Genomic DNA, 23,513 nt, shown 5'->3' on the forward strand with positions numbered 1-23,513 from the left:
ACCAATCTTACAAGAGACACTCGCTACCGCTACACAACCGAGGTGTGAGGCTTAACTAAAGACGGATGACCCTGCATACGGGCAGCGGGACGAACACGGACGCCGACCTCTACTGGAACCGTGGCTCGGCCGTCTGGAACGATGGCGGCGACACCATCATCGTCACAACCGATACCGGCACCGAAGCCGCTCGCACCACATACGAATGATCGACGATGGCACCTACACGGCAGTCCTCGATCGCTTCGAGGGCGAGCAGGCCGTCCTTGTCCTCGAACAGGACGGCCAGGATGTCACTGACTATCCAGTCCCAGCCGAGCGGCTCCCCGAGGCAGGCCGACAACAAGACGCAGTGTTCGACGTCGCCATTGAAGGCGGCGACCTCGTCGACATCACGTACGACCCCGGGGAGACGAAGTCCCGCCGTGAGTCCGCACAGCAACGCTTCGACCGTCTCTCGAAGCGACCACCGAAACGCGACGAGTAACAGCCATATCGCGTTCGTGGAGTCCACCGATAGCGACACACCACCCACTTGCCGATGACTTCGACGCCGATACTTGAAAAGTGAAGACGAAGATACGAGGAGTGTGACGCGATACCCTGATCGCCGTCGCGACGAGGACGTATTTCGGCCCAGAGGCGAAGCAACCCGAGAACCAGATCACGTCCTCCAAGACGAGAAGCCACACGACCAATTAGCAAGTACCGGTTATCCCGAGCCGGGAGAAGCATCGTCGGCGTGTCTCGAGTGTGTCCAGTCTGTACCACCGACGAGTGAGCGATGTGCGTCGTGTCGCCGTGAACACGCGGCGTCGAAGACACCGACTCAGGACGAAGGCGAACCAGAGCGGGAGTTCCTCCACCTCGTCTTCACGCTCGTCCGAGCACGAACGGAGTACGCAGCGCTCGCGAAGGGGACAGCCGCCCACTCACTCCTCGTCAAGAAGGGCGACACCGCGATCCACGAGTGCGAACTCGTCGCCGATGGTGATGGCTCGCCGTCGCGAACGCTCACCAACCACTGGGGCAGCCTTCCCGACGTCGTCCAGGTGGAGAGTGACGTCGGCGAACGCCTGCTTCACCAAGCGTGTGGCCGCACACAGTGGAAGGACGACGCGGGCTGGGGCGGGCATGCGACGTACCTCTACGACCATGCCGGGGACGCAATCGACTCGCGGCAGCGACTCAGCACAGTGCGTGAGCAAGCAGAGGATGCTCTCTGGCTCGTTCCTGCACTCGCACTCCAACAGCCGTCGCGTCCCGATGATGCAGGGCAGCAGTCGGCCGCAACCCCAACACGGGAGACGCTGATGTGTCGACGCTGCGAGCGGGAAACCACCCATCGTTTCCGCGGCGCCGAAACCGGTCCAACCGACAAATGGGCCGGGCAGCCGATTTGGGACTGTCGAGTCTGTGGGACATCACGCCACGGCCCGAACCCATCGTAACCCGGAGCGCAGATCGGCCGATGCGGTTTGATCCCTTAGACATTGTGTGGATACCTGTGGATTAACCAGTGGGGAGTGACAAAGGATAGTAATGACTGAGACGTTTCTGACTGGAGATGAGGAATCTATTGATGAGCAAGGCCTCATCGCGGACGCTAGAGAGGACGTGTGTATTCTCCATATAGAAGACGATCAAAGCTTCTCCGAACTCGTCGCAACGTTTCTCCAGCGCGAACGCGACTACTTCACAGTCAAGACCGAAAACGACCCCCAAGGTGGACTCAGCCGACTCGAAGAAGACGACGTGGACTGCGTGATCAGCGACTACGATATGCCGGGGATGAATGGCTTAGACGTCCTCAAACGGGTCCGAGAGAAGCATCCGGATATGCCGTTCATCCTGTTCACCGGTAAGGGTAGCGAGGAAATTGCCAGCGAAGCAATATCGAAGGGCGTCACCGAGTACTTGCAGAAGGGCGGCGGGACGGAACAGTACGAGGTCCTGGCCAACCGCATTGAACAAGCCGTGGCACGGAATCGGGCGGAGAAACAAGTGACACGAGGGTTCCAGGCTATTGAAGCGGCACACGACGGTATCAGCCTCCTCGACGAAGACGGACAGTTCATCTACGTCAACGAGGCATACGCCGATATCACCGGGTATGACCGCGAGGAACTACTTGGCAAACATTGGGATCTCCTCTACCCGGAGAACGAACTCGACAGGGTCAATAAGGAGATGCTCCCCGAGGCCCGAGCGGATGAGTGGAAAGGGCGGACAATCTACACCCGAAAAGATGGCGACCCAGTCAAGGTCAACCACCGACTTGCCTACACGGAAGACGACACACTGATTTGCACAATCGCCGACATCCCAGAAGCTGAAGGGATACGAGAGGAGCTGTCGCTGAAGGAGCGCGCGATGGATGAAGCACCGATCGGGATAGTCATTACGGACCCTAGTCAGGAAGATAATCCAATCATCTACGCGAACGACGGATTTGTTGCGCTGACCGGATACTCGCGGGATGAAGTCATCGGGCAAAACTGTCGGTTACTGCAGGGGGAGGAAACACGAGAGGAGCAGAAAGCGGAGATGCGAGAAGCCATTGATGACGCGGAGCCAGTCACCGTCGAACTGCGAAACTATCGGAACAACGGCGAGTTATTCTGGAACCGCGTCAGCATCGCGCCACTTCTCGGCGAGAACGAAGAGCTAGACTATTTCGTCGGGTTTCAGCAAGACGTGACTGAACGCCGTGCGGTACAAGAGCGGAACGAGGAATGGATTCAGACGATCCAGGAGCTCGGAGGGGTACTGGCGCATGACGTACAGACCCCACTCGATGTAATCCGGGGCCGACTGGAATTAGCGCGGGACACAGGTGACGTCGAACACCTCGAGGACGCAGAAGCGGCCCTTGATCGAGTGGAAGTTCTGACTGAGGATCTGGCAGAGGTGATGCAAACCGGAGAGTTAGTAAATGAGAAGACGTCCGTCGACGTGTCCAGGTTGGTCAGGCATATATGGCGTACATTGGATGTAGGCGATGCGTCACTCGAAGTGGATACCGACATCCCCGAAGTGTATGCCGACGAGAAGGCGTTGCGGAGGATGTGTGAGAATCTGCTCGGGAATTCGTTGGAGCATGGCGAGGAGGACGTAACGGTTCATGTTGGAAGACTAGACGAGGAGCCGGGGTTTTACGTCGAAGATGACGGCCCTGGAATTCCACAAGAGGATCGGGAAGATGTGTTTATGCCGGGGTTCACGACGAAGGAAGATGGCACTGGATTCGGAATGGTGAGTGTGGCGCAAATCGTTGCAGCACACGGCTGGCAGATTCGGATACGGGACGGGATCGACGGCGGGACTCGGTTCGAAATATTCGCGACCACGATGTGAGACACTCCACGCTGAGTTAGGTCAGTACCTACCGCTCACCGCCGACACGCAGCGATGGCACGCTGTGGGAGACACACCGTGTAGAAGTGCGAGGCCGACTTCGTTCAGCGGAACCAGTGGTGTGGAACAGCCGTAACTGAGTATGCGTACATACTGCCGAAAGTGTATCCGGGAATCTCACTCAGCCTCACGGATGGTTTCTATCGCACGCTGGCGCTTTTCCACGATCTCATGGACGCGGTCTTTCTTATCCTCGATATCCTGTTGGTCACATATCCAGTACAGGTCAGTGTAAAACGCCACGAGTGCCTCGACTTCCTCGCCTGAGAGGTGGCCAATGTCATCGGCGTTACTCTCGTAGACAACCGGTTTTTCGACCGTCTGAGTGAGTGTTTCGTAGTCGCCGCTCTCGGCCATCTCGTCGATGTACGACAGTGCAGAGAGTTCCGTTCTGAATGCGCGACGGAGATGAGCGAGTGCTGCGTGGCGGCGACGCCAGAACAGAAAGTACGATCCTGCGATTGTCGCGACTGCCCCAATAATACTTCCCAGGACCAGTCCGACGATTGCTCCCGCCATACCCAATTTCCTCACGTCCGCAGGAAAGACGTGATGGCTTCCATCTACTCCTGACAATTTGTTCGCACGCTCTATCTCACGCTCACCGCCACCCTTCAGGAGTGCGACGACGGCGAGACACTCCAGATGTCGAGTGTAAATTGCCCAACCGCGCGAGAGATAGCCTGTATTCTGCGGTAGTCTCTGAGATGTTTATCACGCGGAGAGCGGCGACGCGCGCCCGAGGGGCGTGCGTCGGACTCGATGATGCACATGCTCATCTACGCGCTGGTAGAGGCATCGACGCGCGACGAAGCACTGGCGACAGGCACATCTGCGTTCGACCGACTGGTCGGCGTCGCCCCAGACGCCGACGCCGTGTTCGACTACTACGTGACGTTCGACGAGACGGACGTCACCGGGGCGGGCCAAGCGCGGTGGGGTGAGCGGCCGGCCGCGGCGCCGATCGAGTCGGACGCCGGCGAAGACCTCCTCGAGGCTGGCTGGGAGGCGACCATCAAGGCGTTCGAACAGAACCTCGCGGCTGTTCGCGAGGGCCTGGACGAACTCAACGACGAGGCGATCATGCACGATGAGGACCTCGTCCGGCATGCCTGCCACAACCTTGGCGCCTATCGCGGGCCCTCAATCGTCCTCTACGACGAACACGGACAGGGGATCCGCGACCGGGAGCGGCTCGACAGGATTCTCGACGGCGTCGAGTCGTGCTGGATCGTCCCCGCCGACGTCCACTACTGACGATGGCGGGCTACACGACTCGTCGACGGCCGCCGTGGCAGAAGCCGATCCCGAAAACCGCCTTCGGCTACTGTACGAGCTGTCAGGCGGTGCCGGCGGACCCGGTCTACGCCGCACGTGGCGATCAGCGCTGTGCGGACTGCTACTTTGAGGACGAACTCACTGAGACGAGCGACGCGTAGACACCCCGTGTGCAAAGTGTAAATATCCACCTAGATGGCGCTTTACGCGCTCTTAGGCAGTATTAGGAATTCGACTGATGGCGTGTTAACCAACAATTGGCAGTAGGGTCGGGACTGTGTTGGTTAAACTGGCCGAGCCGCGACCGCCGTCGTGTTTGTCGCCCCCGAGAGGGGTGCGGGAGTGCCTGAGTGGTGCTCTCGAACCGAACGATGAGTGGAACCTTCGACGACCACGCGACGGCACAGACCACACACCACCAGGGCGAGATTCGTTACATTGGCTCCCGGGAGCAGGGCGAGACGGTCGTGACGACGCACCCCGGTGGGCAGCGCCTCGCACCGGAGCGCAGCCTCCGAATTGCCCGGCATAGTCCGAGCGGATTCGCCGTCGGCTATCGCGGCAGCGGCCCGGCACAGCTCGCACTCGCCGTCCTCCTCGACTACACGGACAACGCCGCGCTCGCCCGCGAACACTATCAGACGTTCAAAGATGAGGTCGTCAGCCAACTCGAGTACGGTGCCGATGGCACCTGGACGCTCACCGACGCCGATATCGAGCACGTCCTCCCCGACGACGTCGCACCAACTGCCTAACCACCTCCACTGACAATGTCCGATACGACTAATTCTTCGAGCGATGCGACCGCCGACCAGCCGACCGAAACCCAGCACGTCGAACGCACCGACGTCGGCGTCTCAATCACCGTTCAACTCAAACGTGGCTCCGGAACGCGCGACGAAGACAAAATCAAGGGCAAAGTGAAAGCCGAGACGCTCGCCGACGCCCAAGAGGACATGGACGTCCTTCGGGAGTATCTGCATCGGATCGCTGAGGATGCACGACAGATCCAACCAGAAGTCAGGGACGACTAAGGGCGAGCGTCAAGGACTCCGGTAGCGTTTGTCGTCGCCGCGAGCGGGTGAGGCGTACATTCATGCCTGGCCAAAAGAGCGACGACGCGAGTGTTCTGACGCCCGAACAGCGACTCACACCGGAGAATCTCGACGTCCTCCGCGCGTGCATCGTGACGATTCCCGATATCGAGACCGCCCGAGCGTGTGTCGCCTACGAGAACGCGCATCAGAATCGTGAACCGATCCTTCGGCGGCTCGCACAGAGAGCGAGCGAACTTCGAGATGAGAAGTGAAGCATCACCTCCGAGTGGTCACCGACGCCGAAGCGTCCAGACGATTTCCTCAATAATCTGGTCGAGAAGTGCGTCGGTGATTCGGCCCTGCCACGGATCGTCGATCGCGGCGTAGTCCGGTGGTGCTTGGATATTCGTGGCGCGTGGCGTATGGAGCGAGAGCGGAAGGATGTAGGATTGCTCGGGAGTGCCACCCAGCTCCCAATAGTGGTCGTAGAGTGGATGCGCGACGGCGTGGTCCGTCGTCGTGAGCGTACACCCAACAAACTGCTCATCTTCAAACGGGTGAGTTCGGGTACTGACGATGCAGAACATCCGGGAGACGTTCGCGCCGTTCTTGAACGGGTCGACCGTCCAGACGACGTCTCCCGGCTGGTAGTCACGGCCAGCTGCCTGCATCAGTGGTCCGAGGACTGCTGGGCAGCACGGTTCTCGCCGGACTGCTCCTCGTCGTCCGTCTCTGAGGGGTGTAGCTGATCCGGTTGTGCGTCCGCCCACGCCTCTGCCTCCTCCTCACTCGCGATAAGAGGCCCATGCTCAAGTGTGAGCGTCGAGAGGAGATCGGAGAACCGAATCGCTTCCGCAACCCGACTGAGGTCGCGGGTGAGCGCCCAATGGTGCTTGCGGTGCCGAACGAGCCCTCTCTCCTTGAGCCGTGAGAGGTTCGACCCGACCGTGTTCGGATTGCGGTCGATCGCGGTCGCGATTTCACTCCGAGTGAACGCGGCATCGCGGTTCTCGAGGAGAAACTCGATGATGAGTTCAGCGGTCGTCCGCTCCGCCTCCTCGCCGTCTTCAAACTCCTCGATATCGATCGGCATACCGCCTAGTACGGTGTGCTGGTGGATAAGTGTGCGGGTGAATGGGTGTGCTTCCTGCACGGTCCAGTTTATCGAGCCACCCGAGAGGGCGGAGGCATTCAGTGATGAGCGATACACCAGATCCAGAGATTCACCATCAAGCAGCGTTCAGTGACGATGGCGGGCTTGAAGTCCAGGAGTCGAGCGTCGAAACGTCTCTCGAGGATTTCGGCGCCGACGTCGACCATCGCGACCGTGAATCCCGACGCGATCGACCTGAGGCTAGCGAGTTCGGCGTCGACGACCGCCCCGAAGTACAAGACTCAAGTGAGTATGACGAGCAGGCCGCGCTCTTCCCCGACACCGACGACGACCAGCAGACGCTCACCGGCGAAAACGCCGCGACACGCTGTCTCTTCGACGACTGATCACGATCCGATTGACAACCAGTATCTGATTAACCAACAGAAAACCTGAGGTGATACAAATTGTTGGTTAATTAGTCCTCGGGATACCCGTCAGCTTCGACGAGCTCGATAACGTCCCAGACCGTGAGGACAGAGATGTAGTCCTCGTAGTACGTATTCGAGAGAATCGCTCGAATTGTTGCTTCCGCGTTCCGGTCGTCCATGACGATTCCGATGGAGTCGTAGGCAGTCGAGGCGAGGAGCATGATTGCGGTGCCGGCGAGGCCAGCATCGGTCTTCCGCAATTCGTCTGGTGGCACATGCTCAATGTCGGCGAGACGTTGCTGGATGCGGTCCATCACGACTGCCGCCGTCGGACCATCATAGACACTCACACCCTCTTGCACGGGCTGGGCGGTGCTAATCCAGGACTCGGACTGCGCCTTGTGCAGCCAATCGGCACTGATCCAGCCCTGCTGCTCCTCGATTTCTTCGCAAACACGCTGACTCAGATAGAGCTGGATCCCGTTGCTCTTGACGTGATTTATGAAGGCCTGATAGCGATCGTGGCCAGGGCCGCCGAGCGTCCGGAGAAAGCTCGTATCCAAGACGAGTGCATTTGGCAGGGGCGAAATCGCGCTCACGCGTCAACAACGTAGGGAGCGTCAGCGATCGTTCGCTCGTGGACGTCATCGCCATGGTTGGGGAATGCAGGGTCAACCGGACTAATGCGACCGATGATCGCTTCGATGGCCTGTGAGACTGCGATACCTGCGGCAGCGGGAACATCAAGCGCCGCAGCAATGCCACGGCGTGTCTGCTCACCCCGAAGATACGCGTCCGTCTCACCGACCGCGTTGAGTAACGCCGCGTCCCCATAGCGCTCGCGGAAATACGCGATATCGTCGTTGGCCGTGCTTGCCCCATAGACCGCAATGATGACCGGTGAGACGACGAGTTCGCCGGTCTCTGTCTCCCACGTCCCGACGACTGGCTCGACCGTCCAGAGCGCGGCGCCGTCCTCGTACTCATCACGTTCCTCGGCGACGCCGAGCTCAGCCAGCTCGTTCGCGTACTTGTACGCAGTGCTCTTCACGATACCCTGGCGGTCCATCGCTCGTTTCACCGTCGTCGGCGAGTTCAGGAGGAGATCAGTGTAGAAGTAGGCGAGATCGGCGTCTGTTAGGAGTCGCTGCACAGCGAAAAACATCGAGACGCCCGACTCGTCACGTCCGACGTCTCCAATCGGTGCACCAGCCATTGTAGTCCATAGTACGCGAACTAGAGACTAAAGGATTGCGCTGCCGCGAACAGGTTTGTTGGCCCCGGGAGGGGTGCGGGCGCGCCCGCGAGGCGCGTCGTCGCGATCACATCCATGAGTGACGCACAAACAGAGGCAGCAGTCGCGTTCGAGGATTCGAGCTCGCGAAGTGAATCGATGACCGAGACGATCGAGGCGTGGGTTGAGGACCTCATCACGCACGTCGAGGAGGCACGCGGAAGCGAGGCGTTCCAAGAGTGGCTGGACGTACAGAGTCGGTTCCACGACTACTCCTACCGAAACACTCTCCTGATCACCCTCCAGTGTCCGGAGGCGACGAAGGTCGCGGGCTACCGAGCGTGGCAAGAGGAGTTCGACCGATACGTCCAGGAAGGCGAGAGCGCCATCTGGATCTGGGCACCCATCATTACGAAGCAATGCCCGGAGTGCGAGAACTCGCCGAACTACCACGAACGGAGTGATTGTGAGTACGACGAGACGCCACCGGAGGAGTGGTCAGAGGGACTCGTCGGCTTTCGGCCGGCATCGGTCTTCGACGTCTCGCAGACCGAAGGTGAGCCACTCCCCGAACTCGAGACGGCGGCGACCGGCGACGCCGGCGACCTCGTCGCAGTCCTCGAAGACGCAGCTTCGGAACTCGACGTCGAGGTGCGCATCGTCGACGCCGACGAGTGGATCCATGGGCAGGCAGAGGGTATCTGCAAGCCACGTCAGTCAGACGAATCACCACTTGTTGAGGTTCGTGGTCGTGCGAATGAGGCTGACCTCGCGGTGACGCTCGTCCACGAACTCGCACACGCCCTCCTCCATGGCGCCATCAGCGACCCACTGGCGCGCTCCGAGCAGGAACTCGAAGCCGAGGCCGTCGCATACATCGTCGGCCGCCACTGTGACCTTGACACAAGCAATTCGTCGTTCTACCTCGCTGCTTGGGCCGGCGACGATCCTGAGGCAATCCGGGAGCGATTCGGCCGAATCAGCCGGACAGCCCAACAGCTCATCGACGTCGTTGATTCTGAAACCGCATAGCGACCCAAACGCCTCACACTAGAAGACGTCCTTTTCAGTCAACTATCCAATAGTAGTGAGCGCGAATGGTAGTGCACACTACGCCGCCAGTAAACATGGGGTTATCGGGCTGACTCGACGGGCGACCGTTGATTACGCTGACGACGGCATTCGCTTCAACGCCGTCTGTCCTGGCGTGATCGACACGCCGATGGTCCAACAGGCGGGTGAGGATAATGCTGAGGAGATGGACCGCATCACTGCAGGAATTCCTGCAAGGCGACTCGGTGAACCCGACGAGATAGCCGATACTGTCGTCTGGCTCTGTTCTGAGGACGCATCCTACGTGATGGGGCAACCGATAATTGTCGACGGTGGATTGCTCGTCCAATAGCAGGAACATTTGACCGGGATGAGTGTTCTGCTGCCGTTTTGGCAACGGCGGAGTACGCTCTCAGGCCCACCAAAGTCCGGCTTATTTCAACCTTCTTTTGTCGGGAATCCTACATCTAGAGAGCCAGAAGCAACTGTCTATCTCTGCCGCAAGAGGATCTACACCTCTGTCCGGGTCTCGTGGCGCACCTGTTATAGAAGTGCAGGCGCAAAATCCACAACTTCAGTCGTGGTTTTGCGCCGTAAGCTTGACTGGTCAACTAACCCTCGCGATCTTTGTGCGCAGAGAACCGGCAACTGACTCGGTGTTTGCCACGGCGAGAGCCGGAATCAAACAAGTCAGCTGACCGCACCACCCGACACAAAATCTAAGTACTACACGAGGGGAGAATCGATATTAGCGACCGCACTCCCCACCAATGTGGCAGATGCCGCGTACATCGTGGCAATGGGCTGTTCGATTGATGAGCTCGTGCCGGACGGCTGGGACGAAACGGCCGAACGGTGGGAGATTGAAGATCCGAGAGATGACGATTTAGATGCCGGTCGGAATCAGCGCGACGAAATCCGGCGTCGCGTCGGAGAGTCCTTTGATCGAATCGGGCTGTCGAATGAGTGACCACTAACCCAGTACCATGAGTCAGGAACAAGTCTCAGTCGAAGCGGACGAAACGACGCTACTGGATACGTTCCGTCAGTTCTTCGCACTCGAACGGGACGTGCTCGTGCTGTCGCTGGCGATGTTCGCGTTCAGTCTTGGCTTCCAGATGACCAGCCGATACATTCCCGAGTACATCGTCGCACTTGGGGCGTCCGGATTCGTTGTCGGCCTCTTCGGAACTGTCAGCAACATTGTCTCGGCGGTATTCCCGTATCCTGGCGGCGCGATTTCGGACCGTCTCGGGTCGCGGTATGCACTCACGCTGTTCGGGTTGATTTCGACACTCGGATTCGGGGTTTGGTCGATCGCGCCACATCTCGGCGTGGTAACCGTCGTCGGCGTCGAAATCCAGCCTTGGATCTGGATCTTCGTTGGCCTGCTGCTAGCACAGGGCTGGAAGTCGTTCGGGCTGGGTGCAACGTTCGCCGTCGTCAAGTAGGCAACCGACCCCTCAAAGTTGGCCGCTGGCTTCGCTAGCACTGAGACGTTCCGGCGAACGGCCTTCCTCATCGGGCCGGTACTCGCGGCCGTCCTCATCAGCTTCCATCCGGACTTTACCGTGGGCTTTCAGTATATCCTCGCCGTCGCCGTCGTCTTCGGAATCATCGGAACAGTCGCTCAGCACGTCCTCTATGACGCTAATGAGGACTCCATCGGCGACTCTTTCGAGGGGCTGGCACAGATTCGGGCGGACCTCCGTGAGACGCCGTCAGCGCTCCGGCCGCTGCTCGTTGGTGACACGCTCGTCCGGTTCGCCAACGGAATGGTGTATGTTTTCTTCGTGCTTGTGATCACCCGATTTTACCGGGTTAGTTTCGAGACGACCGTCTCACTGGCTAGCTTCTCATACGCACTCGATCTCTCGCCAGAGGCGTTCTTCGGCTTCCTGCTCGGCATCGAGATGTTAATTGCCCTCATCTCGATGGCACCAGCTGCGAAAGTCGCCGAGCGAGTCGGCCTCAAACCCGTCGTCGCGTGGGGGTTCGCTGTCTACGCCCTGTTCCCCATCGTACTCATCAGTGGGCCAGAGGTTCTCACGTCGGTCATGTCGCACCAGTGGGCGATGGTACTCATCTTCGCGTTCTCCGGGCTTCGGTTCGCTGGTCTACCCTCGCACAAGGCGTTGATCGTCGGTACGGCCGAGCAAGGTGCTAGCGGACGTGTGACTGGCACGTACTATCTGCTGCGGAACACGGTCGTTATCCCGAGCGCCGCGCTGGGCGGCTCTCTCTGGGAGTTCGTGAGCCCGAAAATCGCGTTCACAATCGCAGCAGTGATTGGGGTCGTTGGGACTGGCTACTTCCTCGCATTTGGAGAGGAATTCGAAGCCTACATCTAAATCAACCCAAGAAGTAATACAGCTATTGGGCTGACTACCCCTGTATCCCTCAGCTGAACTCCTTGCAAGGATCAACAAATTTGTGTCGGCATGTGGGGTACCTGGACTGAACTCTCCTTGCTGAACACGACGGGGTTTGCGAACCTTTCTATGACACGCTGTTCGAAAACATCTACCCGGGTGTCGAACAAGGATCTGGAAGAAGCGGAAACGCCACGCTTCTGCTTATCTCTCGGCATTCCGAGGGCGTCAGCGCACTACGATCACAGTCCGTCCGCATATACGACGCGATGTCGATCTCGTCGCGCTCCAGCGGCATGAGTGCGTGGTGTTGTCTGTCGTTATCGAAATCGTGTAGAGACGGCGCACACATACCGGCACAGGTTTCACCACTGGTAGTGGCCTCACACGGTAAGGGCTTGTTGTGGGTTCAACAGGTATCCATATCGAAGCAGGTGGCGAGTATGGAGCATCGCGTCAACCTACGCAACATTGTTGACGTCGGCCGTGCGGGCGGTGAAACGAGCAAAGAGAGGACACTGGCGTCGCAGGCGAGTTCGGATCGCTGTGGCAGTCAGCCGTCGAGTTCAGCGACAACATTCTCGTCGAAGACGCCCCGCGAGATCGGACTCACAATACAATCACTTACTCAATGTCAAGCTCGAATTGTTTGTTCTCGGCGACGGTGTTGAGGACGACGCTCGTCGAGGATTGCTTGATGTCGGCGTCGCCGAGTAGTTCCTTGATGAGCGTGTTCATGTCGTCGGTATCGCGGAATTTGCCGACCGCAATGAGGTCGTAGTCGCCCGTGATCTCGTAGACGGACATCATCTGTTTGTGTTCGCTGAGCCGGTCGGCAAGGTTGGGCAATGAGCCGCCTTCGGCCTTGAGTTGGAGGATTGCCGTGACGTCGTAGCCGAGTTTGCCGTAGTCGACGATTGGGGAGTAGCGCGTGATGACACCAGCATCCTCGAGATCACGCAGGTGGTTCGAAACCGTCGTCACAGAGACGTCGAGTTCTTCAGCAAGGTTGCGCAAACTCGCACGCCCATTCCCGAGAAGAGCGTTGACCAGCTGTGTATCGAAGTTCTCGTAGGCCATATCGAGGGCATGTAAGAAGAGAACTAATGTATGCCGGATCTACCTACCATTTACCCCGCTATGACTTGTACATTTAATCGAATTTCTGTCGACGTGCCTCAAGTGCTTTTTCGACGATGAGGTCGGTGACTTCGGGAATGGTGCGAGCGATTGCGTCGTCAAGCTCGCGACCCGTGATGTCTTTGACGCCGTGGTCGCGGAGTTTGCGTTTCACCTCGAAGTCGAGCGCTTCCTCCCATTCGTCCCAAGATTCTGGCCGGGGATAGACGGCTTTCTGCTGGACGGCGTCGAACTCGAATGCGGGACCGGATTCGGCCGGGTCTACCTCAGGTGAGGTACCTGAGGTGGCTGAGTCAGCTGAGGTATCTGTGGTAGCTGGCTCTGGTCCAGTACCCGAGACAGCTGCCGCATCTGAGTCAGATGCCGAGTCCGTCACCGATCGATCGGCTTCCGTGTCCTTCTCGTCGTCATCAACGCCAATGCTGGCGAAGCGGTTGTCGTCAGGCATCAACATCACCTCGTTCGACGATATCCGCAAGTTCATCCAGTCGCGGCAGCTGGTCGTTCTCCGGGTCGTACGCAGCGAGCGGTTTCCCCTCACGATATGCACGGCCGAACGCGACCCGCTTTCGAAGTCCCGGCCCAGGAGACTCGTCAAACTGCTCGGAGCGCGCAAACTTCGGAAGGCGATCAGCCCACGGGGAGTCTTCGATATCGCGAATAATGCGTTTCTCCTCCCCGTCGCCCTCGAGAATATTGGGAACGAGTGCAAGGACGTGCACGTCGATACCGCCCTCGTTGCGGAGCGGTTGGAGTTGCTGTTCGACCATCCGCTGGAACCCCGAGATTGACGCTTCTCGCATCTTCAGTGGAACGAGGACATGTTCGGTGCCGACAAGCGCCGAATCAGAGAGCGGCCCGATGCTCGGTGGGCTGTCAATGATGATGTAGTCGTACTCGTCGCCGAGCAACGGATCAATGATGTAGTTGCGCACACGCGTGACTCCGTATGCGCTTGTCCGAAGCTGGTTCTCGACCTCATCAAGGTCGCGATGGCTCGGAATGACGTCCATCCACTCAGTGTGACGGATGAGGTCGTGGATTTCGACGTCAGAATCTGCATCCCAGACATCGCCGAGGTTCGCATCCGCCTCGTAATACTCCTCGAGGCCAACACCTTCGGTGGCGTTCCCCTGCTGGTCGAGGTCGACGAGGAGAACGTCGTGGCCACGTGCATCAAGTCGTTCGGCGACGTTGATCGCGACAGTCGTCTTTCCGACGCCGCCCTTCTGCAGGGCGACGGTCACCGCCCGTGGTTCTACTGAATCGGCCATACCGAACCCACAGTAGCCAACATAGTAAAGCTACCTACGCCACCCACCCCACCTAAGGTACCTAAGCTAGCTAACTCAGATGAGGTGGTTAGAGAGGTTGAAAAGGGGTACAGAGGCGTGAAATGCTAGCTAGGCAGCGCACTCGTATCCAAGAGTCACCCCAGCGGAACCACCATGCGGTCTCTCCTCAAAGATCAATCGAGACACCACACTATTTCATACCAGATTGGGTATCAACCCCATATAAAATCAGCCACCGCGCTATTTCATACCAGATCTCGCGAAGGGCAGGTTCAAGCTTAAAGAACAGCACCCCGCCGTTTCATCCCAATCAGAGCTAGAGCCGCAGACGGGTTGAGTTAAAAATACACCACCCCCACTATTTCATACCAAGTGCGAGAGTGTCCCATACATTACTTCCACGAATCAACACTGGATTGCGTCTGCGTGGCCTCACGAGCCGTTGATTGTTGGCCCGCAAAGGACTCAAGCTCGTCAATGAGTTCTGTCGAGAGGAGGTCGGACCTTTCAGGCATCCCTGACGGTTCTGTCTCACCGAGGACGCGGAGTATCATCTCGTAGTCAACCGTATCGAGTTCGTAGACGTATCCGGACTTCCCAGGGCCGCCATAGTTGTCCTTGCGGTTGAGCAGGCCTAGCTGGTACATTTCCTTGAGGTAGTCCGCTACCCGCCGCTTCGACGTCGTCTTATCAAGGAGTTCGCCCGAGAGCTGCTTGTACTTCGGGTAGAGGCTTTCACGGCTGATCGGCGTCTCGTCACGGATATCGTGCAACATGATGACGCTGAGTGTTACTTTCTGCTGCTCGTCAAAGTCAGATGTGACCTCGTAAATCCGATCGCGTTCCTTCTCCTCCTGATCTCTCTTCTCCTGTTACTGGCTGGTTCGATACCGCTGTCCCTACTCATCCACACGGGAAAACAAATCAATAGGGGTGTCTGTCTCCCCCTTCTCGATACCTACTCCCCATCCTCAACAGGGCCCTTGTATTTCGAAGTGACCTTGTCCCCCTCTCGCCACTGCCAGTAGTAGTAGCGGTTGTCGTTAATCTCCTTGATGGTAAGCGTCGCTCGCGTCGGAACGTCGTCCGGGAGCTCTTCGGGGCGGTCCGCTACTTCGTCTTGGTCGTCCTCTGCAAGCCGAGCCTCTCGCTCACGGTACTCGGCAAGCGCGTCAGCATAGCGCTCAACCGCTCGGAGTTCCTCCGCCGAACAGCCCTCCAGTGATTCGACGAGGTCACTCGAGAGTTCCTGTGGTGGTGTCGGTGGTGAATCGGACATCGTATGGGGCGCCTTAACCAACTGACACGGAGATTGCTTAGGTGTGTTGGTTAAGGCCCTGGAACAGCCATCAAACCACGAACAGACATCTTCCAGAGCCGGCTTAGGTCGCGGTTTGTACCTGTCTTCTTGTTAGCTGTTACACTCTGATGCCGTATGTCGGATCTTGTCGTTAAGGCTGCGGTGAAGGATGCACTGGCAGAGAAGAACGTCGCCGGTGATTTCTACGCGGCGCTGGACGAGGAAGTCGAAGAGCTCCTGGAGGAAGCAGCGGCACGCGCTGAGTCGAATGGGCGTAAGACCGTCCAGCCGCGCGACCTCTAGACAGGGTCTCGACACTCTTTTCACTTGACGCTCGCCCGCTAGTTGGGCGTTCTCCCTATATTAACCAACAGCGACCTGGTTTTCACGTTCTCTCGTTGGTTAACTCTCCTACCGGGGAGTTTCGGGAAGGCAGCTATCTGGCCGCGGGACACGTCCGTATCGGATTTACGTTAGTGCCCCAGCGCGAGAGCGGCGCCGGCGTGTCAACCAAGTACTTTGGAACGGTCGCCGGCAAGGACGGCTTCAAAATCGTAGACACCCCGTTTGCAAAGTGAGATTGACAGCGGACTTCCACAAGAAGGGGAGGCCCCGTTTGCAAAGTGAGATTGACAGCGGACTTCCACAAGAAGGGGAGGCCCCGTTTGCAAAGTGAGCAGTCGAAGTCTGCCGTTAGGAAGCGAACTCCTTGAGATTCGATCGGGCAATCGTTTTAATCGTCTCTTCGTCCTCGATAATCTCCGAAAGGAGAGGGTCATCCTTCGCAATAATTTGAACGATCGATTTTGGGTTGAGATGAGGAAACGCGTATTCTGAGAACATCCCCTGCTCGTTCCCACGTCCACGTCGGTTATTCTTGATGACCTCGTACGTCGAGAGCTCCCGCATCCACCGCAGATAGCTGTGCTTCGAGCGCACCTCCGAGTTCGACTGTTCCTGAACCCATCGATACAGTGTGTATCCCACAGAAGAAGGGACACAGTTCGAACGAAGGATCGGTTCTCGTTCCAGAACCGGATCGCCATGAATCGCGACGAGAGCTGTCGCGAGGAGAGAAACTTGCTTCTGATGGGAGACTTTCTCGACGATATCGGCGACGTAGTTCTTTTCGACTTCATCACGCGCCTGCTCCACGTGCCGTTCAAGAACCATGTCGTCCTCAAGGCGGTTGACGATGTTACCAGCTTCACGGAGGAGATCAATGGCAAATCGAGCGTCACCCTCCCCCTGAGCGCTAGCGGCAGCGACGAGCTCAATTACGCCGTCACCGAGAACACCCTCTCGGAAAGCATCACGGCGGTATTCGAGGATCTCGGTTAGTTCGTACGCATCGTAGTCATCGAAGGAGATTTCAGAGGGATTGAACGTGCTGGCGGTCCGAGAGTTGAGTCCATCCATGAGGCTCCTCGGACTATTCGTCGTCACGATCAGAGAGATAGAGGAGTCCATGTTCCCGATCCGTTTCGATCGAGTAAGATTGTAGAGAATATCCGAGAAGGCGGGAACTTCGTCCTTGGCGCGTGTCTCACCGACCAGGAGGTCCAGTTCGTCGAGGACGACGATAGCGAGGTCAAGATGTTCGTCGATGATTTCGAAGATACGGTCGTACTTCGAGCTGGTAGAGATACCGCGCTTTGCGGTCTGCTCGAGGTTGAGACTCGCTTCAAGAGAATGCGCGATCTGGTGTACAGCCTCGTGTTCCGATTTCTTGTGTTTTCCGTTGACCTCAATATACTCGATTTCGATGCCTCTCTCGGCGCCGATTTCCATCGTCTTGTTGGCGACGGTTCCGGCACAAAGCGTCTTCCCGGTCCCAGACGGACCACGTAGGAGCATATCCTCTGGGTGCTCGTCGTGGAGAGCAGGCTTGAGAGTATTAATGATGAGATTGAGCTGTTCATCACGACCGACGATGCGGTCTTCATCGACGATGGTCTCTGGTTCGATGAGATCCTTGTTTCGGAAAACGGAGTGATAGTCTCCGGCTAACTGCTCCGAGATGGAGAGCGGTCCTGACTCATCAGACATACACAGGACATCACCTCACTTTGCAATAACCCTTTCGACGATATGCAGAGTTAGGCGGATACCCTCACCCCGTTTGCAAAGTGAGCCAGGGGACAAGAAGAGATGGCAGTTGGAACAGAGCAGAAAACCATATAGGTATAACTATTGGTAATCAGTAAACGGTTCCAGGTACTGCAGTACGGATTTAGTTTATCTACCATATACATAAATCCTTCTCTAATTCAGGGTCACTTCAGCTGGTCATCAAGGGTCATTCTCGTGGATTACCTGCTTACACCCGCACCGGGTCATCTACCGCTCGTTCTTTTTCGCTAGCTCACTTTGCAAACGGGGAGGGGGTGGAAAACGGACATCACTCAACAACGACTACATTGGAAGTCGACCATCCGGCCGTGGGACTCGTCCGTGCTTGATTTCGTGGTCGACGCGACGGAGATGCTTGCAACCACCGTCGGGTTCGCGCTGTTGGTAGTCCGGACAGGAGCACGTCTCGGCGACGAACCTCGACGTCGACGACGAAACGTTGTCAGATCGGAGTGAGACGGAGGGGATAATTAATCGATATAGCCGTCGCTGGGGCATCGAGAACAGCTATAAGACGATCAAGGATTGCCTCGCAATGACCACGAGTAAGAACTTCTCAGTGCGGTGGTTCTACTTCGGATTCGCCGTCCTACTCTACGATATGTGGCTGCTCGTGGACTTCGTCATCCAAGTGAGTTTAGACTGCGTCGAGCAGCGGACGAAGCCTCGCCTCCCTGCGAGGCGGTTCCTCGAGTTCGTTCGCTCGTCGCTGCTCGTCCCACCGTAACCTCGTGAAGAGGCCGGTGTGAGCGGGTGGCGAGAGGCATCGCTATCGACTCGTCGAGAAAAATCACCGGTTTTGCAACGAACTCGGTTTTCCGGTCGGTTTCTCGGAGGCTGAACGGGCTCGATCGGGGTAACAGAGGCACGAATCGTCGAACCATGGGCCAAATTTCGCGGGTTCTCGTGCACATTCGGAGCGACTGGGGTATCTATAGTTCCGAACGACAGAAATTGTGCACGAGATCCGTGACTAGCTCTCGGTCGAAATGGTCCTGTACGCCCTTCCCACTGAGAACTCGAAACCACGACAAACTGGTAAGCCTACACACCACTGAGAATGCACACCGACAAAATCTGTGCATGAACCTTGCTCATGCTGAATCGGGAACTCACTCTACTTTCACTCATCTCACGTCTAACACTCTTATCGATGGATGTCCTAGTAGCACACAACAATGTCCATCGACAGGAAAACGTTCGAGAACGCGAGCGAGGACGTGCTTGAGGACCTCTCTGCTCCTGAACTGGTGCTCGGCTTTCTCGCAGCTCACGAGGTTCGGGCGTTCAAGGCTCGCGAGATCGCGTCCCAAATCGGCGTCGACGAAAGCGCAGTTAGTACGGCGCTCTCGCGGTTGAAGGACCGTGACCTCGTCGAACACAAGGCAACGTACTGGGCGGTGACCGACGACGAGGAGCGCCTCGAAGGATACAGCGGCTACGGACGGGCGACCACGCTGTTCAACGAGCAGCTCGGCGAGGAAGATACGGAGGCATGGCGTGAGCACGCACCCGATGAACCACACCCGAGCGTTGAGGATGAACAGTGACCGCTGGAGAGACGCTTATTTTCGAGCGTGGCGATGTCGTCTACGGGGATGATCCATTCAAAGGCGAAGAAGACGCGCGTCCCTGGCTCGTTCTCTCGAACCACGACGGGCGTCCGTTCCACGGCGAGCAGTATATCGCGGTGACGCTCACAACGAAATCCTGGATGGACGGACTGATCAAGATTCCAGAGGGGAGTTGGCGTCGTGGTGGGACCCCGGATGACAGTCGAATCGTTCCGTGAGGTGTCCAATCGATCGACCACGAAGATATCGACTTCTGGCAAGGCTGTCTTGCCAGCGATCTCGTTGATCAGGCGGTGGCTGCGCTCGTCGAAGAACTACAATAGCTTCTTCGCGGTTTCGCTTGAGCAGAGGTGGTGAAATGGCTTAGATAGGCATGCGAGCTGAATATCACACGTAGCTATCATTCGTACGGAGCGCGAACCTAGTAAGTAAAAAGACAGCCTGTGTTTCCTGACCCACGTCAACTGTGGCATTCGTTAGCTATTTCAACGGAATGGGAAGTATTATCTGTCCCCTAAATGTCGATTAAGTGATGCGACCGGAGAAGACGTTTCTCTTCCACGACGACGGCGGACCCGAGAAAAATACCGTCCACGCACTACTAAAAACACTACACGATACACACCCGAAAACCACTCTTGACTTCCTACGAGCGGCAACCCACGACGATCCAACCGACTGGGGAACCGACCTCCATTTCGGATACCGAAGTGAAGTCACAACAAGCGACCCACAAGACGAACCTCGCTACCTCGTCGGCCTCTCAACTAATAACCGCCTTCTCCGAGGCGAACCTGGAGACCAAGACAGTCAGATTGACGCCCGAATCCAAGCCTATGAGGGTGAAGAGCGAAAGGCGACGATCTTCATTGAAGCCAAAGTCGGCTCAAATACACTCAATGAAGGCCAACTTCGAAGATACGCGAAGGATTTCGATATCACCGAAATCAAAGACGATACGTCGTGGACACAAATCCAATGGGCAGATGTCTATACAACACTCCGGGACCATATTGACTCAGAGTGTAACGACCAACGGCTACGTTCAGAATGGACTGTTAACGAGTATCTGCTCTCCGAGCTCACAGACTGGCTCCGCTCTACGGACCAGATTCAGCGCCGTGTCGGAGAAAGCGCAATCAATAACTCACATCCGAAGTACCTCAACGTCGGTGTAAACGATGATTCTGAGTACTACATTCAGTTTGCTGCAGAATCCTACGGTGAGTCCACCCAGTCGGGGACCGCAACGATCACTGAACCTGTTTGGAAACGCTTCCTGAACAAAATTGACGAGGACACCCGCCGAGCGACCTTTGGCGTCCCAACTGAAAACCAGCCAGAGCCCACTCCTGATCTCACAGCGCTCCGTAATTGGCTAATTTCAAGTCAGGGATATCAGGAAAAAGACTTCCAAGACAAAGGTCGACGCTGGGCGTGGGAAATTGACCGCGAGAACTACCCGTTGAAAATCAAGTTCCGGCGCGACGATCATCTCTGGGTCCGCACCAAACCGAACGTCCATTATTGTCCGAACTTAGCGCCTGACGAGTTTGAGGCTGTCTTTGATGATATCCCTCTCTCGCTTCGGGAAGATGTATTCATCAACGGCAATCTCTCTCCACTCTGGACCGCGACCAACTAGACTCTCCTCGAAACAGCTCTGTTGAAACCACCGGACGCTACCAAGTCAATGGAAACCGTTCGTTAGGTACGCCCTCAGTACGTAACACTCGGCGTCGATATTCGCTAGTTGTCCGCTCTCTCGATAACGACGGCAGCAAAAGTCTATCCTCACGCGATAAGGGCGGCAAAACGAGACGAAAAATGCTTCTGACGCTGAGGAGCGTTGAGATAATCTCAAACATCTGCCTGTTTTCGCTACGTCCGTCGCTCAGACTGCTCTCAAAACAGAGCTGTCGCTCTCCGTCAACCTCGCTTCAGGCGAAGCGAGGTGGCTCAGCCGAGTCCGTGGTCATATCCTGACGGTAGTCCTTCCCCGTTTGTCCGATGCTTCTTCTTCCAACCGAGTTCCTCGTCCAACACTCGTTCGATCCCGTGGAGAAACACCGCGCTGAACGCAAACTCTACCGGGAGTGCTCGCCCGCCACGCCGTGGCCGGGCGAGCACGGCCCACTCTAACACGACCCACAGCTGTTCCAACAGAAATCCGACACCCACGTAGAAGAGCCGAATTGTCGTCGATGGCGTTGTCGTCAGAGCACGCGCTTCGCGGAACTTCTCGTAGCTCTTCTCGATCCATGACCGATGGTTGTAGATCGCCGCTACTTGCTGCGGCGTGCGGTCTTCCAGACCGTACGCCGCGTACCCGATCTGTTTGAGTCCTGACTTCCCACGATCACCGTTGTGGTACGTGACATTCACCGCCAGCGGATACGTCTGCTCGTGCTCTTTCCCCTCACAGATCGTCTCTTCGGTCATGTGTGACGCTGCCGCCGAGAGCTTCTCCCGGAGCGAGTCTTTCCCGGTCTTGACCGGAAAGACTGGCGGCGCTGTCTCCCGAAGGACGCCAATCAATTCACCGGCGTAAGCTGCTCTATCCATGAGAATCTTCTCGGTCTCGAACGGATACTGCTCGACGCGGGCGAGCACGCGCTCGACCGCGTCGGCCTTGCTGTCATCGCCGTCAACTGGTTCGATTGCCAGCGTCAGTGGCTTCCCTTGGGCGAGGACAAACGCTGTGCAGTAGCGGTGGCACTTCGTCGTGCCATCACGAGCTTTCATTCGGCGGATCTCGTCTTCGTCGTCTGGATACCCGTGGAACGGGTTGTCCATGAAGTCGAGGCAGATGGTTCTCGACCTCTCACGGTCGAGAATCGTCATTGCCAGCAACGCAAGGACATCGTTGACAGTATCAAGCATCGACTCCTTCTCCAAGGTGTGTAACCAGTCCATCACTGCCTTCCGATCTGGTGTGTCTTCGGTGTTCTCTGTGACTGCGTTGACAGAGGTCGTGTCAACGGCAGCCCGTAGCACGACCTCCATGATCTGTTCGGAATCGAGGGGTGATCCCTCGATTCCGTCCATTGGTATCAGCTCAAGCAACTCCATGCTAAGAGACTTTAGCTGGCTGTCCGAAAGGAACTCGTCCGGATCTGTGATGATGCGTTTGAGTTTTGGTAGCCTCATCACGCATCTATCCGGACAGCGACTGAATCACACGAGCGATTCAGTCGCTTCGTACTGACCACTATGTGTCAGCAATCAGCCTCTTGAGCCAGAGCGGACAACTAGCGATATTTCTTCCGAGAGGGGAACTGACGGTGATAGACGCACGGTCTGTATTTCAAGAACTGGTCGATGAACTCTTCACTGAGCTATCCTTGCTTATCGTCGATTCTTCGAACGACGTTTTCTGCGAGCTGTTCAAAGCTCACAGAGTCTGGTTTGACATCCACGCCAATGTCCTCTGTATGGAGCGCACGTTCCGTAGGTGCCCCAATCGCCCCAACGGTCGTCTCCTTTAACTCCCGTTGCAATGCAGAAGTACTGTTTCGTTCAGTTGCGATATCGAAGAAGTGTCTCACCGTTTTCGGGGAGGTGAATAGTATCCCGTCTAACTCACCCTCTACAGTAAGTGAAACCGATTGACCTGCGGTACTCGGTCGCTCTAAACGATACAGATGGGTTTCGTGGACAACTGCACCGGCTTCTTCTAGCCCTTGAATCAGCACGTTGCTTCCATGTGCGCTTCGAGCGATTTCGATGGTCTGCCCTTCAACATGGTCAGACAGCTCCTCGACGAGACCAGCGGAAGTAAACGTCGAGGGAACAACGTTTACTGAGTACTCTCGTTCTCGTAATGCGGTAGCAGTCTGTGGGCCAACAGCACACACCGTCTCTCCCTCTGAACGCCATCCCTGCTTCACAGCGAGTTCCACTCCGGTCTTGCTCGTGAAGATGCAATAGTCCGCTTGATGAGGAATCTGGCCGGTCGGACAAATGGTCAGCATCGGATCTTCGACTGGCGAAACACCCAGCGATTGAAGATATCGGACTGCCTCGACGATACGATTATCGTCCGGGCGGAGGACGGCGACCTTCGGCTTGGGCATAATAGATGATCTGTTGCTGATGGACTTGTTTGTACCGAGAGTGCAGCGACCGATCCCGAGCGATTGAAACCAATCACCAA

Annotated in this window: 28 protein-coding genes and 4 pseudogenes; 19 read left to right on the top strand and 13 right to left on the bottom strand. The window is 57.1% G+C overall.

All coding sequences use genetic code 11. The annotated features are described in order from the left end of the window. The first annotated feature begins 65 nt into the window (after positions 1-65). The 4 genes from IEY12_RS12310 (at position 66) to IEY12_RS12325 (ending at position 3,357) form a co-directional block, all read left to right on the top strand. Positions 66-209, top strand: a complete 144-nt coding sequence (locus tag IEY12_RS12310; protein WP_229871275.1) for a lamin tail domain-containing protein — start codon at positions 66-68, stop codon at positions 207-209. Next, on the top strand, positions 206-487 hold the full coding sequence (locus tag IEY12_RS12315) for a DUF3006 domain-containing protein (RefSeq protein WP_188884035.1): 282 nt from the start codon (positions 206-208) through the stop codon (positions 485-487). Before IEY12_RS12310 ends, IEY12_RS12315 begins: the two co-directional genes overlap by 4 nt. Positions 488-590: 103 nt before the next feature. Continuing rightward, complete coding sequence (locus tag IEY12_RS16085; RefSeq protein ID WP_483867014.1) at positions 591-1,451, top strand: biosurfactant protein 1; 861 nt, start codon at positions 591-593, stop codon at positions 1,449-1,451. 91 nt (positions 1,452-1,542) lie between these two features. Continuing rightward, the gene (locus IEY12_RS12325) at positions 1,543-3,357 is read left to right on the top strand and encodes a PAS domain-containing protein (protein ID WP_188884037.1); all 1,815 of its coding nucleotides are present in this window, start codon (positions 1,543-1,545) and stop codon (positions 3,355-3,357) included. 177 nt (positions 3,358-3,534) lie between these two features. On the opposite strand, the gene IEY12_RS12330 is transcribed toward IEY12_RS12325, so the two are convergent. Then, the gene (locus IEY12_RS12330) at positions 3,535-3,936 is read right to left on the bottom strand and encodes a hypothetical protein (protein ID WP_188884038.1); all 402 of its coding nucleotides are present in this window, start codon (positions 3,934-3,936) and stop codon (positions 3,535-3,537) included. A 246-nt stretch (positions 3,937-4,182) separates the two neighbouring features. Here IEY12_RS12330 and IEY12_RS12335 point away from each other — a divergent pair, with 246 nt between their 5' ends. From IEY12_RS12335 to IEY12_RS12355, 5 genes are all read left to right on the top strand, one after another. Beyond that, positions 4,183-4,674, top strand: a complete 492-nt coding sequence (locus tag IEY12_RS12335) for a DUF7995 family protein (protein WP_188884039.1) — start codon at positions 4,183-4,185, stop codon at positions 4,672-4,674. Positions 4,675-4,676: 2 nt separating this feature from the next. After that, the gene (locus IEY12_RS12340; protein ID WP_188884040.1) at positions 4,677-4,856 is read left to right on the top strand and encodes a hypothetical protein; all 180 of its coding nucleotides are present in this window, start codon (positions 4,677-4,679) and stop codon (positions 4,854-4,856) included. Positions 4,857-5,066: 210 nt separating this feature from the next. Continuing rightward, on the top strand, positions 5,067-5,450 hold the full coding sequence (locus IEY12_RS12345; protein ID WP_188884041.1) for a DUF6166 domain-containing protein: 384 nt from the start codon (positions 5,067-5,069) through the stop codon (positions 5,448-5,450). Positions 5,451-5,465: 15 nt separating this feature from the next. Next, entirely contained in the window at positions 5,466-5,729 is a 264-nt protein-coding gene (locus IEY12_RS12350) for a DUF7389 domain-containing protein (RefSeq protein WP_188884042.1), read from the top strand. A 62-nt stretch (positions 5,730-5,791) separates the two neighbouring features. Beyond that, complete coding sequence (locus tag IEY12_RS12355) at positions 5,792-6,004, top strand: DUF8129 domain-containing protein (RefSeq protein WP_188884043.1); 213 nt, start codon at positions 5,792-5,794, stop codon at positions 6,002-6,004. Between the two features lie 18 nt (positions 6,005-6,022). Here IEY12_RS12355 and IEY12_RS12360 read toward each other — a convergent pair whose 3' ends face one another. Both IEY12_RS12360 and IEY12_RS12365 read right to left on the bottom strand, forming a co-directional pair. Further along, entirely contained in the window at positions 6,023-6,403 is a 381-nt protein-coding gene (locus IEY12_RS12360) for a hypothetical protein (protein ID WP_188884044.1), read from the bottom strand. Then, positions 6,403-6,825 carry a helix-turn-helix domain-containing protein gene (locus IEY12_RS12365; protein WP_123078741.1) on the bottom strand — a complete coding sequence of 141 codons (423 nt, stop codon included), beginning with the start codon at positions 6,823-6,825 and terminating at the stop codon, positions 6,403-6,405. Before IEY12_RS12365 ends, IEY12_RS12360 begins: the two co-directional genes overlap by 1 nt. A gap of 104 nt (positions 6,826-6,929) precedes the next feature. Between IEY12_RS12365 and IEY12_RS12370 the strand changes: the two genes are divergently transcribed. Further along, entirely contained in the window at positions 6,930-7,232 is a 303-nt protein-coding gene (locus tag IEY12_RS12370) for a hypothetical protein (RefSeq protein ID WP_188884045.1), read from the top strand. Between the two features lie 71 nt (positions 7,233-7,303). On the opposite strand, the gene IEY12_RS12375 is transcribed toward IEY12_RS12370, so the two are convergent. Beyond that, on the bottom strand, positions 7,304-7,855 hold the full coding sequence (locus IEY12_RS12375; protein ID WP_188884046.1) for a PIN domain-containing protein: 552 nt from the start codon (positions 7,853-7,855) through the stop codon (positions 7,304-7,306). After that, positions 7,852-8,472 (bottom strand): DUF7437 domain-containing protein, encoded by a 621-nt coding sequence (locus tag IEY12_RS12380; protein WP_229871278.1) that lies wholly within the window; start codon positions 8,470-8,472, stop codon positions 7,852-7,854. The genes IEY12_RS12375 and IEY12_RS12380 overlap by 4 nt, the downstream gene beginning before the upstream one ends. A 114-nt stretch (positions 8,473-8,586) precedes the next feature. Between IEY12_RS12380 and IEY12_RS12385 the strand changes: the two genes are divergently transcribed. From IEY12_RS12385 to IEY12_RS12400, 4 genes and pseudogenes are all read left to right on the top strand, one after another. Next, positions 8,587-9,522: an ArdC-like ssDNA-binding domain-containing protein gene (locus tag IEY12_RS12385; RefSeq protein ID WP_188884047.1), complete on the top strand. Its 936-nt coding sequence runs from the start codon at positions 8,587-8,589 to the stop codon at positions 9,520-9,522. 55 nt (positions 9,523-9,577) lie between these two features. Then, positions 9,578-9,895, top strand: a pseudogene (locus tag IEY12_RS12390) (SDR family NAD(P)-dependent oxidoreductase); the annotation flags it as partial. Positions 9,896-10,315: 420 nt separating this feature from the next. After that, on the top strand, positions 10,316-10,513 hold the full coding sequence (locus tag IEY12_RS12395; protein ID WP_188884048.1) for a hypothetical protein: 198 nt from the start codon (positions 10,316-10,318) through the stop codon (positions 10,511-10,513). A 16-nt stretch (positions 10,514-10,529) separates the two neighbouring features. Beyond that, positions 10,530-11,894 (top strand): annotated as a pseudogene (locus IEY12_RS12400) (MFS transporter). Between the two features lie 645 nt (positions 11,895-12,539). On the opposite strand, the gene lrp reads toward IEY12_RS12400, so the two are convergent. The 5 genes from lrp to IEY12_RS12425 all read right to left on the bottom strand — a co-directional run bounded on the left by lrp (position 12,540) and on the right by IEY12_RS12425 (position 15,629). Further along, complete coding sequence (gene lrp / locus IEY12_RS12405; protein WP_188884049.1) at positions 12,540-12,995, bottom strand: HTH-type transcriptional regulator Lrp; 456 nt, start codon at positions 12,993-12,995, stop codon at positions 12,540-12,542. Positions 12,996-13,068: 73 nt separating this feature from the next. Further along, on the bottom strand, positions 13,069-13,503 hold the full coding sequence (locus tag IEY12_RS12410) for a DUF7970 domain-containing protein (RefSeq protein ID WP_188884050.1): 435 nt from the start codon (positions 13,501-13,503) through the stop codon (positions 13,069-13,071). Beyond that, positions 13,496-14,329 carry a ParA family protein gene (locus tag IEY12_RS12415; protein WP_188884051.1) on the bottom strand — a complete coding sequence of 278 codons (834 nt, stop codon included), beginning with the start codon at positions 14,327-14,329 and terminating at the stop codon, positions 13,496-13,498. Before IEY12_RS12415 ends, IEY12_RS12410 begins: the two co-directional genes overlap by 8 nt. Before the next feature lie 413 nt (positions 14,330-14,742). Beyond that, the gene (locus tag IEY12_RS12420; RefSeq protein WP_425433170.1) at positions 14,743-15,183 is read right to left on the bottom strand and encodes a Cdc6/Cdc18 family protein; all 441 of its coding nucleotides are present in this window, start codon (positions 15,181-15,183) and stop codon (positions 14,743-14,745) included. Between the two features lie 125 nt (positions 15,184-15,308). After that, positions 15,309-15,629: a DUF6788 family protein gene (locus tag IEY12_RS12425; protein ID WP_188884053.1), complete on the bottom strand. Its 321-nt coding sequence runs from the start codon at positions 15,627-15,629 to the stop codon at positions 15,309-15,311. Positions 15,630-15,785: 156 nt separating this feature from the next. Here IEY12_RS12425 and IEY12_RS12430 point away from each other — a divergent pair, with 156 nt between their 5' ends. Next, on the top strand, positions 15,786-15,953 hold the full coding sequence (locus IEY12_RS12430; protein ID WP_188884054.1) for a DUF1931 family protein: 168 nt from the start codon (positions 15,786-15,788) through the stop codon (positions 15,951-15,953). 390 nt (positions 15,954-16,343) lie between these two features. Here the strand turns inward: IEY12_RS12430 and IEY12_RS12435 are convergent, their stop codons facing one another. Then, positions 16,344-17,699 (bottom strand): AAA family ATPase, encoded by a 1,356-nt coding sequence (locus tag IEY12_RS12435; RefSeq protein WP_188884055.1) that lies wholly within the window; start codon positions 17,697-17,699, stop codon positions 16,344-16,346. A 496-nt stretch (positions 17,700-18,195) separates the two neighbouring features. On the opposite strand from IEY12_RS12435, the pseudogene IEY12_RS15760 reads away from it, so the two are divergent. From IEY12_RS15760 to IEY12_RS12455, 4 genes and pseudogenes are all read left to right on the top strand, one after another. Further along, a pseudogene (locus tag IEY12_RS15760) lies at positions 18,196-18,510 on the top strand (transposase); the annotation flags it as partial. A 451-nt stretch (positions 18,511-18,961) separates the two neighbouring features. Next, entirely contained in the window at positions 18,962-19,333 is a 372-nt protein-coding gene (locus IEY12_RS12445; RefSeq protein WP_188884057.1) for a MarR family transcriptional regulator, read from the top strand. Then, positions 19,330-19,680: pseudogene (locus IEY12_RS12450) on the top strand (type II toxin-antitoxin system PemK/MazF family toxin). The gene IEY12_RS12445 and the pseudogene IEY12_RS12450 overlap by 4 nt, the downstream one beginning before the upstream one ends. Before the next feature lie 209 nt (positions 19,681-19,889). Beyond that, entirely contained in the window at positions 19,890-21,002 is a 1,113-nt protein-coding gene (locus tag IEY12_RS12455) for a hypothetical protein (protein WP_188884058.1), read from the top strand. 314 nt (positions 21,003-21,316) lie between these two features. Here the strand turns inward: IEY12_RS12455 and IEY12_RS12460 are convergent, their stop codons facing one another. Then, positions 21,317-22,507: an ISH3 family transposase gene (locus IEY12_RS12460; protein WP_188884059.1), complete on the bottom strand. Its 1,191-nt coding sequence runs from the start codon at positions 22,505-22,507 to the stop codon at positions 21,317-21,319. A gap of 188 nt (positions 22,508-22,695) precedes the next feature. Beyond that, complete coding sequence (locus IEY12_RS12465; protein WP_188884060.1) at positions 22,696-23,433, bottom strand: uroporphyrinogen-III synthase; 738 nt, start codon at positions 23,431-23,433, stop codon at positions 22,696-22,698. Positions 23,434-23,513 lie beyond the last annotated feature (80 nt).

It is taken from the genome of Halarchaeum grantii (assembly GCF_014647455.2).
Taxonomy (GTDB): domain Archaea; phylum Halobacteriota; class Halobacteria; order Halobacteriales; family Halobacteriaceae; genus Halarchaeum; species Halarchaeum grantii.